The 11,832-nt window shown below is 68.5% G+C and carries 10 protein-coding genes and 1 riboswitch; of the genes, 8 read left to right on the forward strand and 2 right to left on the reverse strand.

Going from position 1 to position 11,832, the window contains the following annotated elements; translation table 11 throughout:
- Positions 1–20: 20 nt before the first annotated feature.
- Together AAG895_RS17640 and AAG895_RS17645 are read right to left on the reverse strand one after the other, a co-directional pair.
- Positions 21–893 carry a lipid A biosynthesis acyltransferase gene (locus AAG895_RS17640; RefSeq protein ID WP_345793276.1) on the reverse strand — a complete coding sequence of 291 codons (873 nt, stop codon included), beginning with the start codon at positions 891–893 and terminating at the stop codon, positions 21–23.
- Positions 890–1,783 (reverse strand): lysophospholipid acyltransferase family protein, encoded by an 894-nt coding sequence (locus AAG895_RS17645; RefSeq protein WP_345793277.1) that lies wholly within the window; start codon positions 1,781–1,783, stop codon positions 890–892. Before AAG895_RS17645 ends, AAG895_RS17640 begins: the two co-directional genes overlap by 4 nt.
- A gap of 369 nt (positions 1,784–2,152) precedes the next feature.
- Between AAG895_RS17645 and metK the strand changes: the two genes are divergently transcribed.
- The 8 genes from metK (at position 2,153) to AAG895_RS17685 (ending at position 11,831) form a co-directional block, all read left to right on the forward strand.
- Positions 2,153–3,316 carry a methionine adenosyltransferase gene (gene metK, locus AAG895_RS17650; RefSeq protein ID WP_345793278.1) on the forward strand — a complete coding sequence of 388 codons (1,164 nt, stop codon included), beginning with the start codon at positions 2,153–2,155 and terminating at the stop codon, positions 3,314–3,316.
- Positions 3,317–3,528: 212 nt separating this feature from the next.
- Complete coding sequence (locus tag AAG895_RS17655) at positions 3,529–4,608, forward strand: calcium/sodium antiporter (RefSeq protein WP_345793279.1); 1,080 nt, start codon at positions 3,529–3,531, stop codon at positions 4,606–4,608.
- Positions 4,609–4,715: 107 nt separating this feature from the next.
- Positions 4,716–4,820: riboswitch (S-adenosyl-L-homocysteine riboswitch) on the forward strand.
- 102 nt (positions 4,821–4,922) lie between these two features.
- Positions 4,923–6,338: an adenosylhomocysteinase gene (gene ahcY, locus AAG895_RS17660; RefSeq protein WP_345793280.1), complete on the forward strand. Its 1,416-nt coding sequence runs from the start codon at positions 4,923–4,925 to the stop codon at positions 6,336–6,338.
- 70 nt (positions 6,339–6,408) lie between these two features.
- Positions 6,409–7,065, forward strand: coding sequence for a GNAT family N-acetyltransferase (locus tag AAG895_RS17665; RefSeq protein ID WP_345793281.1), 657 nt, complete (start codon positions 6,409–6,411; stop codon positions 7,063–7,065).
- On the forward strand, positions 7,062–7,937 hold the full coding sequence (locus tag AAG895_RS17670) for a carbon-nitrogen hydrolase family protein (RefSeq protein ID WP_345793282.1): 876 nt from the start codon (positions 7,062–7,064) through the stop codon (positions 7,935–7,937). The genes AAG895_RS17665 and AAG895_RS17670 overlap by 4 nt, the downstream gene beginning before the upstream one ends.
- Positions 7,938–7,944: 7 nt before the next feature.
- Entirely contained in the window at positions 7,945–8,823 is an 879-nt protein-coding gene (locus AAG895_RS17675; protein WP_345793283.1) for a TlyA family RNA methyltransferase, read from the forward strand.
- Positions 8,820–9,653 (forward strand): methylenetetrahydrofolate reductase [NAD(P)H], encoded by an 834-nt coding sequence (metF, locus tag AAG895_RS17680; protein WP_345793284.1) that lies wholly within the window; start codon positions 8,820–8,822, stop codon positions 9,651–9,653. Before AAG895_RS17675 ends, metF begins: the two co-directional genes overlap by 4 nt.
- A 135-nt stretch (positions 9,654–9,788) precedes the next feature.
- Positions 9,789–11,831: a TonB-dependent receptor gene (locus AAG895_RS17685; RefSeq protein ID WP_345793285.1), complete on the forward strand. Its 2,043-nt coding sequence runs from the start codon at positions 9,789–9,791 to the stop codon at positions 11,829–11,831.
- The last annotated feature ends 1 nt before the right edge of the window (position 11,832 follow it).

Genomic DNA, 11,832 nt, shown 5'->3' on the forward strand with positions numbered 1-11,832 from the left:
CGTGTCCTTCCAGTGATCCTTCAGTAGATCCGCGGCTCGCCCTCGGGTCGGGTCTTGAAGCGGCGGTGCACCCAGTAGTACTGCTCGGGCATGGTGCGCACCACGCCCTCGAGCCAGGCGTTCATGCGTCGGGTGTCGGCCTCGACGTCGTCGGTGGGATAGTCGGCCCAGGGCGCACCGAGCACGAGCACGTAGCCGCCACCGCCCGGCAGCATGCGCACCACGCAGGGCACGACCGCGGCGCCGGCCAGCCGGGCGAGACGCGGCAAGCCGGTGATGGTGGCTGCCTGCACGCCGAAGAAGGGCACGAAGATCGACTCCTTGCGGCCGTAGTCGAGGTCGGGCAGGTAGTAGAACGGGCGGCCGGACTTCATCGCCTTGACCGTGGCGCGCACGCCGTCGTGGCGGGAGAGCAGCAGTTGGTCGTTGAAGCGGCTGCGACCGTGGTGCAGCCAATGATCGAAGACCTTGTCGCGCTGCGGCGAATAGACGCTGACGAAATCGCCCTCGAGCGTGAGCCGGGTGCCGGCCATGTCCAGACCGAGGAAGTGCGGCGCCAGCAGCAGCACCGGGCGGCCCTCGGCGCGCAGGCGCTGGAGGTGCTCGAGCCCGTCGATGCGCACCGTGGCGCGCAGGCGCTCGGGGCTGGCCCACCACGCCAGGCCGCGCTCGAGCATGCTGCGTCCGGTGAAGGCGAAATGACGCCGGGCCAGCGCGCGCCGCTCCGCCTCGGACAATTCGGGGAAGCACAGCCGCAGGTTGATCAGCGCCACCTTTCGCCGCGGCACCACCACCCAGTAGAGCAGCCAGCCGAAGCCCGTGCCGATGCGCGCCAGCACCGCCAGCGGCAGCCAGTGCAGCAGCCAGATCAGTCCGATGATGAGACGGCTCATGATGTGCGCTCCGCGTCCGCGTCCGCCTCGGCCTGCGGCGCCTCGTCCTCGCGCTCGCGGCGCGGCCCCTTGTAGCGGTTGTAGCCCCACAGGTACTGCTGCGGGCACTGCAGGATCATGCGCTCGACCTCGCGGTTGATGATGGCGACGTCGGTGTCGAGCTCGCCGGTCAGCGCCTCGGTCGGCGCCTGCAGGCGGAACACGTAGCCCTCGCCGCGCGGCAGGCGCTCGGCCCAGGTATAGATCACGCGCACGCCCTTCACCGCCGCCAGGCGCGCGGCCAGCGTCATCGTCCACGCCGGCCTGCCGAAGAACGTGGACCACACGCCCTCGCCGGCACCGGGCACCTGGTCGGGCAGCATGCCCACCGCCTCGTGGCTGCGCAGGGTCTTGACGAGCTTGCGCACGCCGGACAGATCGGCCGGCGCGGTGCGCATCTGGCCGCGTGCGCGCCCACCTTCCATCAGCGGCTGCAGCACTTCCTTGCGCGGCGGGCGATAGAGCACGGTGATCGGAATCTGCGCCGCGATGCACTGCGCGGTGATCTCGAAGCAGCCCAGGTGCGGGGTGATGAAGAGGATGCCGGCGCCATCCGCGCGCGCCGCCTCGACCAGCTCCCAGCCCTCGGTGCGCACCGCGCTCGCCACCACCTCGGCCGCCGGCCGGCCCCAGATGAAGGGCAGCTCGAGCGCCTGACGGCCGGCCTCGACCACGGCCGCACGCAGCACCGCCTCGTCCTCGCGGCCGAGCGCGTTGAAGAGGTTCTCGCGCAGGCGGCGCGCATACGAGGGCGAGGCCTTGTAGGTCAGCCAGCCCGCCCAGCCACCGATGCGGTGCAGCCACGGCAGCGGCAGACGGGACAGGAGGCGGAATAAGCTCTGGAACAACACGAACGGGGTTCCGTAAAAGTGGCCTGAGCGTCGCGGAAACGACAATGATGGCTTGCGTGAGCGGCGATGACCCGCGAGAGCGGACTTGCCCGCGCAGATCGGTCGCTCGGTCGCGGCAATCGCGGGCAAGCCCGCTCCCATGGCGAGACGAAAATCACGATCCGGCCCGAATGCTTACACAGCCAGCCGCTTCGGTCTATAATCCGCGCTTCTCCGCCGAGTTAACTCGACAACTTGCAGGGCGGCGCGGTGCCTGGAGGGCCTCGCAAAAATACTGCTAAAGCGTCGGCTGCTCGACGAAATCCCCGGAGCTGGCCGCAGACGCAAGGCCACGGCTTACGGGGATTTTTGTTTTCAAGGAGCAGCACCATGGCAGCGTTTCTCTTCACCTCCGAATCGGTCTCCGAAGGCCATCCCGACAAGGTCGCCGACCAGGTCTCCGACGGCGTGCTCGACGCCATCCTGGCCGAAGACCCGAAGGCGCGCGTCGCCTGCGAGACGCTGGTGTCCACCGGCCTCGTCGTGATCTCGGGCGAGATCACCACCACCGCCCACCCCAACTACCGCGAGATCGCGCAGGACGTCATCCGCCGCATCGGCTACGACAACTCCGACATCGGCTTCGACTACAAGAGCTGCGCGGTACTGGCGGCGATCAACCGCCAGTCGCCCGACATCGCCCAGGGCGTCAATGCCGCCAACGACGACCCGCTCGACCAGGGCGCGGGCGACCAGGGCCTGATGTTCGGCTACGCCACCAACGAGACCGACAGCCTGATGCCGCTGCCGATCTACTACGCCCACCGCGTCATGCAGCGCCAGGCCGAGGTGCGCAAGGACGGCCGCCTGCCGTGGCTGCGCCCGGACGCCAAGAGCCAGATCACCGTGAAGTACGTCGACGGCAAGCCGGTGGCGATCGACACCGTGGTGGTGTCCACCCAGCACGACCCCGACGTCACCCAGGAGCAGATCCGCGAGGCGGTGATCGAGCTGATCATCAAGCCGGTGCTGCCGCCCGAGCTGATGCAGGGCAACGTTCGCTACCTGGTGAACCCCACCGGCCGCTTCGTGGTCGGCGGTCCGCACGGCGACTGCGGCCTCACCGGGCGCAAGATCATCGTCGACACCTATGGCGGCGCGGCCCACCACGGCGGCGGCGCGTTCTCGGGCAAGGACCCGTCCAAGGTCGACCGCTCGGCCGCCTACGCCGGCCGCTACGTGGCCAAGAACATCGTCGCCGCCGGCCTCGCCGACAAGTGCGAGGTGCAGGTGGCCTACGCGATCGGCGTGGCGCGCCCGGTGTCGCTGATGGTCAACACCTTCGGCACCGGCAGGATCGCCGACGAGAAGATCGTCGACCTGATCGGCAAGCACTTCGACCTGCGTCCGAAGGCCATCATCCAGACGCTCGACCTGCTGCGCCCGATCTACTCGCGCACCGCGGCCTACGGTCACTTCGGTCGCGACGAGCCGGAGTTCTCGTGGGAGCAGACCGACAAGGCCGCCGCGCTGCGCGCCGACGCGGGGCTCTGAGCGGCCGGGCGGGCGGCGCCTGCCTCGTCCGTGGGAGCGGGCTTGCCCGCGAAAGCAGCGTCTGAGCGCGATGTTCGCGGGCAAGCCCGCTCCCATGGATCAGCGACGTCCGCGGAGCATGGCTTCCCACAGAATCTATCCCCGGAACCCCACACCATCCCACGCGCTCCGACCCGTGTGTCACCACATTCTTGCGGCCACAGAGTTTCTCCATGCTTGAACAAGTCCTGATGTTCGCCCTCGGCCTGGTCGTCCTCGTCATCGGCGCCGACGTGCTCGTGCGCGGTGCCTCGCGACTGGCCGTCTCCTTCGGCGTCTCGCCCCTGGTGGTCGGCCTCACCGTGGTCGCCTTCGGCACCAGCGCGCCGGAGATGGCGGTGTCGGTGGGCTCGGCGCTGTCGGGCAGCCCCGACCTGGCGATCGGCAACGTGGTCGGCAGCAACATCGCCAACATCCTGCTCATCCTCGGCATCTCGGCGCTGATCACGCCACTGCTGGTCGATGAACAGATCATCCGCCAGGAGATCCCGATCATGATCGGCGCCTCGGCGCTGCTGGTGGTGATGGCGCTCGACGGCAACATCGGGCTGCTGGAGTCGATCGCGCTGTTCGTGCTGGTGATCGCCTACACGGTGTTCCTGGTCGTGCAGTCGCGGCGGGCGTCGAAGAACGTTCAGGACGAGTTCGAGACCGAGATCCCGACCTCGAACTGGGATCGCCACTGGAGCGTGCAGCTGGCGCTGATCGGGGTCGGCCTGGCGATGCTGGTGGTGGGCGCGGACTGGCTGGTGGATTCGGCCGTCGCCTTCGCGCGCGCCTTCGGTGTCAGCGACCTGGTGATCGGCCTCACGGTGGTTGCGGTCGGCACCTCGATGCCCGAGATCGCCACCTCGATCGTCGCCGCCATCCGCGGCCAGCGCGACATCGCGGTGGGCAACGTGGTGGGCAGCAACGTGTTCAACATCCTCGCGGTGCTCGGTCTCACCGGCATCGTCTCGGGCGCGGGCCTGCCGGTATCGGAGGCGGCGCGCAACTTCGACCTGTGGGTGATGCTGGCGGTGGCCTTCGCCTGCCTGCCGATCATGATCACCGGACGCGAGATCGCGCGCTGGGAAGGCGGCGTGTTCCTCGCCTACTACGCGGTGTATACGTCCTGGCTGATCCTGCAGGCCCAGCAGCATGCCAGCCTGCCGGCCTTCTCCGGGATCATGCTCGGCTATGTGATGCCGCTCACGGTGATCACCATCGTGGTCAGCATCGTGCGCAGCAACGGCAGGCGCAGCGACACCTGACCGGGCTGAACCGTGGGAGCGGGCTTGCCGGCGAACATCGGCGGCTGAACGCCACATTCGCGGGCAAGCCCGCTCCCACTGCAGTTTGCTTTGCTATAATCCGCGTGTTTTCCGAGGAGCGCTGCGAGGCGCCGGCCGCATCCCCTGCTGCCAGGCCCCCAGGCTCGGACCCCGCCGCCCGGCGGGTTGCAGTACAACGGCGCTCACCCTGCTAATCGTCTTAAACCCTGCCGGGTTCGGGATGTCGGGTGAGCTCCCTGCAGTGCCATGCTGCCCTCCCCCACCTCTCGCCCGGCCATAGCATGGAGCTTCACATGAACGCCGTGGCTGACACCAACTTCACCGATTTCGTCGTCGCCGACCTGTCGCTGGCCGACTGGGGCCGCAAGGAAATCCGCATCGCCGAAACCGAAATGCCCGGCCTGATGGCCATCCGCGAGGAATACGCCGCCAGCCAGCCGCTCAAGGGCGCGCGCATCACCGGCTCGCTGCACATGACCATCCAGACCGCGGTGCTGATCGAGACGCTGACCGCGCTCGGCGCCCAGGTGCGCTGGGCCTCGTGCAACATCTTCTCGACCCAGGACCACGCCGCCGCCGCGATCGCCGCCGACGGCATCCCGGTGTTCGCGGTCAAGGGCGAGTCGCTCAAGGACTACTGGGACTACACCCACCGCATCTTCGAATGGGCGGACGGCGGCTACAGCAACATGATCCTCGACGACGGCGGCGACGCCACGCTGCTGCTGCACCTGGGTGCGCGCGCGGAGAAGGACATTGCGGTGCTGGCCAAGCCGGGCTCGGAAGAGGAGACCATCCTCTTCGCCGCCATCCGCGCCAAGCTCGCACAGGACCCCACCTGGTACTCGACCCGCCTCGCGCAGGTCAAGGGCGTGACCGAGGAGACCACCACCGGCGTGCATCGCCTGTACCAGATGCACGCACGCGGCGAACTCAAGTTCCCGGCGATCAACGTCAACGATTCGGTGACCAAGTCCAAGTTCGACAACCTGTACGGCTGCCGCGAGTCGCTGGTCGACGGCATCAAGCGCGCGACCGACGTGATGATCGCCGGCAAGATCGCGGTGGTGTGCGGCTACGGCGACGTCGGCAAGGGCTCGGCCCAGGCCCTGCGTGCGCTGTCTGCGCAGGTGTGGGTGACCGAGGTGGACCCGATCTGCGCGCTGCAGGCGGCGATGGAAGGCTATCGCGTGGTGACCATGGAGTACGCCGCCGACAAGGCCGACATCTTCGTCACCGCCACCGGCAACTACCACGTGATCACCCACGACCACATGGCGAAGATGCGTGACCAGGCCATCGTGTGCAACATCGGCCACTTCGACAACGAGATCGACGTCGCCAGCATCGAGGGCTACCAGTGGGAGGAGATCAAGCCGCAGGTCGACCACGTGATCTTCCCCGACGGCAAGCGCATCATCCTGCTCGCCAAGGGCCGCCTGGTTAACCTCGGCTGCGCCACCGGCCACCCGAGCTACGTGATGTCGAGTTCCTTCGCCAACCAGACGATCGCGCAGATCGAACTCTTCACGCGCACGGCGGACTATCCTGTAGGTGTCTACACGCTGCCCAAGCATCTGGACGAGAAGGTCGCGCGCCTGCAGCTGAAGAAGCTCAACGTGCAGCTCACCGAGCTCACCGACGCGCAGGCGGCCTACATCGGGGTGCCGAAGGAAGGCCCTTACAAGACCAACCAGTACCGCTACTGATGCCGCGCCGGCGCCGCGGGCAGGCGCTTTCCAGGCCACCCGCCCGCGGCGCGCAACGAGGAGGATCAGCATGCCGTACCCGAGGGTTCGCCATACCCGGGTGGAGGACATCCCTGCCCTGATCGCGCTGCAGGCGCGCGTTTACCCGAGCATCCCGCCCTGGAACCGACGCAAGCTGCGCGAGCAGCTCGACGTGTTCCCGCAGGGCCAGATCGTGGTCGAGACCGAGGACGGCGTGGTCGGCTGCGCGAGCGCGCTGATCGTGCTGTGGGACGACTGGGCCGAGTCCCACACCTGGCGCGAGATCACCGGTGCCGGCACCTTCGACCAGCACAACCCGGACGGCCGCACGCTGTACGGCGCCGAGGTCTTCGTCGACCCCGAGATGCGCGGCCTGGGGCTCGGCCATCTGCTGTACGAGGGCCGGCGCAACCTGTGCCGGGCGATGAACCTCAAGCGCATCATCGCCTGCGGCCGGCTGCCGGGCTACGCCGCGCATGCCGACGCGATGAGCGCCGAGTTCTACGCGCAGAAGGTGGTCTGGGGCGACCTCACCGACCCGGTGCTGAGCTTCCAGCTGCGCGAAGGCTTCTCGTATTGCGGCGTGATCCCCGACTACCTGCCCGAAGACGTCGAATCGCACGGCAACGCCTCGCTGATCGTGTGGCTCAACCCCGACTACGACCCCACCCGGCCCACCGAAATCAAGGAGGACATCCAGCCATGATCGTACGAATCGCCGCCGTTCAGTATCTGCTGCGCTCCATCCACGACTGGGCGGGCTTCGAGAACCAGGTGCGCTTCATCATGAAGGCCGCCGGCGACTACAAGCCGCAGTTCGTGCTCCTGCCCGAGATCTTCACCACCCAGCTGCTGTCCTTCATGGACACCACCGACGTCAGCGCCGCCGTGCGCAACATGAACGACTACACCCGGCGCTACAAGGACCTGATGCTCGAGCTGGCGCACGACTGGGACGTGCACCTCATCGGCGGCAGCCACCCCACGCTGCACGAGGACGGCCGCCTGCTCAACACCGCCTACTACTTCACCCCGGGCGGCGAGATCTTCGAGCAGGACAAGATCCACCGCACGCGCTGGGAGCGCGAGAAGTGGAGCACCGACGCCGGCGACCAGCTGCGCCTGTTCGAGACGCCCTTCGGGCGCATCGCCATCCTGATCTGCTACGACATCGAGTTCCCCGAACTGGCGCGCATGGTGTGCGAGGCGGGCGCCGACATCCTGTTCGTGCCCTCGTGCACCGACGACCGCCAGGGCTTCCTGCGCGTGCGCTACTGCTGCCACGCGCGCGCGATCGAGAACCAGGTCTTCGTGGCGATGACCAGCACCGTGGGCAACCTGCCGGTCGAGGGCCTGGGCCTGCACTACGGCCAGGCGAGCATCATCACGCCCTCGGACTTCCCCTTCGCGCGCGACGGCATCGCCGCCGAGGGGACGCCCAACATCGAGCAGATCGTGGTCGCCGACGTCGACCTCAAGGACCTCGAGAGCAACCGCCTGAACGGCACGACCATCCCGCTCTACGACAAGCGCAAGGACGTCTACGAGCATCCCGTCGAAGTCGTGAAGATCGGCTGAGGCGCGCTTGAAGTCCTTCCACCGCCGCAGCAGCCGCCCTGCCCCCGCGCCGCACCCGCACACCGCCGCCCCGGCCGGGCACGGATTGCCGCGGGCCGACCACCTGCTCGTCGAGCAGGGCCTGGCGCCCTCGCGCACCACGGCGCGCGCCCTGATCGAGGCCGGCCGGGTGAGCTGCGAGGGCAAGCCGGTGACCAAGCCCGCCCAGCTCCTGCCGCCATCGGCGCGGCTGGCGGTCACGCCCGACCCCGACGACCGCTTCGTGTCGCGCGGCGGGCTCAAGCTCGCCGGTGCGCTCGCGCACACCGGACTGGACGTGCGCGGCTTCACCTGCCTGGACGTCGGCCAATCCACCGGCGGCTTCACCGACTGCCTGCTGCAGGCGGGCGCGGCCAGGGTCGTCGGCATCGAGGTTGGCCACGGCCAGCTCCACCCCCGGCTGCGGCAGGACGCGCGCAGCGTCACGCTGGAAGGCGTGAACGCCCGCCACCTGTGCGCCGCCGAGCTGGGCGAACACATGCCGGCACGCGGCTTCGATCTCATCGTCTGCGACGCCAGCTTCATCTCGCTCACCCTGCTGCTGCCGCAGTGGCCGGCACTGCTCGCGCCGGGCGGCCATGTCCTCGCGCTGGTCAAGCCGCAGTTCGAGGTCGGCCCGCAGGGCCTGGCCAAGGGCGGCATCGTGCGCAATAGCGCGCTCCATGCCGAAGTCGAGGCCCGCATCCGAACGGCCGCACGCGCAGCCGGCATCGACATCGTCGACTGGTTCGACTCGCCGATCACCGGCGGCGACGGCAACCGTGAATTCCTTTTCCATGGCGTGGCCGCTGCGCCCGCTTTTCCAGCCTCGTCCCGAGCTGTCACCCCCCGCCCCGTAAGCTCATGAAACCCGAAATCTCGATCGAGTTCTTCCCGCCCACCACCGCCGAGGGCGCCGACAAGCTGCGCGCCACGCGCGACCGCCTCGCCGCGCTCAAGCCGTCCTTCTTCTCGGTGACCTATGGCGCCGGCGGCTCCACCCGCGAGCGCACCTTCGCCACCGTCAAGGAGATCGCCGCCGCGGGCTTCGAGGCCGCGCCCCACCTGTCGTGCATCGGCTCGACCCGCGACAGCATCCGCGAAATCCTGCAGGAGTACGCCGACGCCGGCATCCGTCGCATCGTCGCCCTGCGCGGCGACCTGCCCTCGGGCGCGGGCGCGGCGGGCGAGTTCCGCTACGCCAACGAGCTCGTCGAGTTCATCCGCGCCGAGACCGGCGAGCGCTTCCGCATCGAGGTCGCCGCCTACCCCGAGTGGCACCCGCAGGCGAAAAGCCCCAGAGACGACCTCGCCGCCTTCAAGCGCAAGGTCGATGCCGGGGCAAACTCGGCGATCACCCAGTATTTCTACAACCTCGACGCCTACCTCTATTTCGTCGATGCGGTGCGCAAGATCGGCATCGACGTGCCGATCGTGCCCGGCATCATGCCGATCGGCAGCTTCAGCAAGCTGGCGCGCTTCTCGGATGCCTGCGGCGCCGAGATCCCGCGCTGGATGCGCAAGACCTTCGAGAGCTACGGTGACGACAGCGACGCGATCCGCGCCTTCGGCCTGGACGTCGTCACCCGCCTGTGCGAGAAGCTGCTCGCCGAGGGCGCACCCGGCCTGCATTTCTACAGCATGAACATGGCGGGGCCGACCACCGAGATCTGCAGGCGGCTGGGCATTACGACCTGACTCGGGCAGTCCGGGCGCACATTCGTGCGCGCGCTGTGACTTTTGCGTCTCAAGGCGCCGCCCGGCGGGCCGTAAAGTGAGGACGAAACGCCCCCACAGCGCTGCCGTGTGCAGCCGCAACGCCCGGATCCGCCCATGATGACTGCACGCCAGCACCTCCCCCGCCCTGCGCACCGCAGCGGCTGGGGCGCTCTTCCGACGCCAGCGCTCAGGCACCTCAACCGCCTGCTCTTCCCCTGTGCCCTGGCGCTCTCCGCGCTACCCGCCGCGGGAGCGGACGACGCCCTCACCGAACTCAGCATCGAGGAGCTGATGGCGGTGCCGGTGGTCGGCGCCTCACGCTACGAGCAGAAGCAGAGCGACGTCGCGGCTGCGGCGACCGTGATCAGCCGGGACGAGATCCGCGCCTTCGGCTGGCGTACGCTCGATCAGGCGCTGGCCAGCCTTCCGGGCGTGTACACCACCTACGATCGCCAGTACGCCTACATCGGCGTGCGCGGCTTCGGCCTGCCGGGCGATTTCATGACACGCGTGCTGGTCACCATCGACGGCGTGCGGGTCAATGAACCCTTGTTCGACGGCGCGCCCATCGGCCGCATGCTGCCGCTCGACATGGATCTGGTCGAACGCATCGAGTTCATCCCTGGCCCCGGCGGCGCGGTGTATGGCCAGAACGCGATGTTCGGCGTGGTGAATGTGATCACCCGCAAGGGCGCGACGCTGGACGGAGGCGAGCTCGCGCTCGGCTGGCGCGCGCCGCAGTCCGCCCGCGAGGCGCGGGTGAGCTGGGGCAAGCGCCTCGACAACGACCTCGAACTGATGCTCTCCGCGTCCGTGCTGCGCTCCGATGGCGACGATCTCTGGATGGATTTCGGTGACGCCGGCAACGGCCATGCGCGTGGTCTGGACGGCGAGCGCGACCAGGATTTCAACCTCACCGCGAATCGCGGCGCCTGGTCCTTCGCACTCGCCCACGGCGACCGCCGCAAGGACGACCCCACCGGCGTGTATCTCAGCGATCCACTCGCCCGTGGCAGTTACCAGAGCGACCGCTACACCGTCGCCCACCTCGGCTGGCGCAGCGCGCTCAGCGACAGCCTGGCGCTGTCGGCACGCCTCTTCGCCGGCGATTACCGCTACGAAAGCACGCTGATCTATGACGGCCTGCCCTACGGCTATCCCGCTGCGGCCGGCTGGCATGGCGCCGAACTGCAGCTGGTGTCCACAACGTTCGCCGCGCACACCCTCATGCTGGGCGTGGAGTACCAGCGCAACCAGCGCATTGACCAGAACGTCATCGACTACGCCGACCCGGGCTCGGACTTCAACTGGCGTGACCGCCGTGCCGGGTCTCGCGCCGGCATCTACGTGCAGGATGAATGGCGGATCAGCGACGGCCTCGCCAGCACCCTCGGCCTGCGCATCGACGACAACGACGTCACCGGCACCAAGCTGAGCCCGCGCGCCGGTCTGATCTGGCAGGCCTCGGCGCAGACCGCATTCAAGCTGCTCTACGGTCGTGCCCATCGCGCCCCCAATGCCTACCAGTCCTTCTATGAGGAGGAGGACTTCCTGCGGCCCAACCCCGACCTGGGGGGCGAAACCGTCGATACCTTCGAGCTGGTCGCCGATCACCGCGTCTCGCCCGAGTTGCACCTGCGAGCCTCCGTCTATCAGTGGGAGATCGACGACCTGATCAGCTTCGTCAGCGACGATGCGGAGGCGGCCGCCCAGTTCAGGGCCGTCGGCACGGTGCGCAGCCGCGGTCTCGAACTCTCCGCCGACCGCAGCTGGCGCAATGGCGCCCGCCTGCGCGGCAACCTGTCCTTCCAGCACGCCACCGACGCCGCCGACCAGCGGGTCGAGAACTCTCCGCGGGTACTCGGCAGGGTCCTCTTCTCCACGCCCCTGCCCACCACTTCGCTGCGCACGGGCATCGAAGTGGCCTACGACGGAGAGCGACGCAGCGCCACGGGCAGCATGGTGGACGACCACTGGCGCGCCAACCTCCACCTGGTGGCGGAACGCTGGATCCCGGGTGCGGAGCTGTCGCTGAGCGTGCTGAACCTCTTCGATGCCGACTACGCCCACCCGAGCGCGGGCGACTACACGCACTGGTCGGACCGCATCGCCCAGGATGGGCGCAGCGTGCGCGTGAAGTTCGACTACCGCTTCTGAG

Source organism: Thauera sp. JM12B12, assembly GCF_039614725.1.
Taxonomy (GTDB): domain Bacteria; phylum Pseudomonadota; class Gammaproteobacteria; order Burkholderiales; family Rhodocyclaceae; genus Thauera.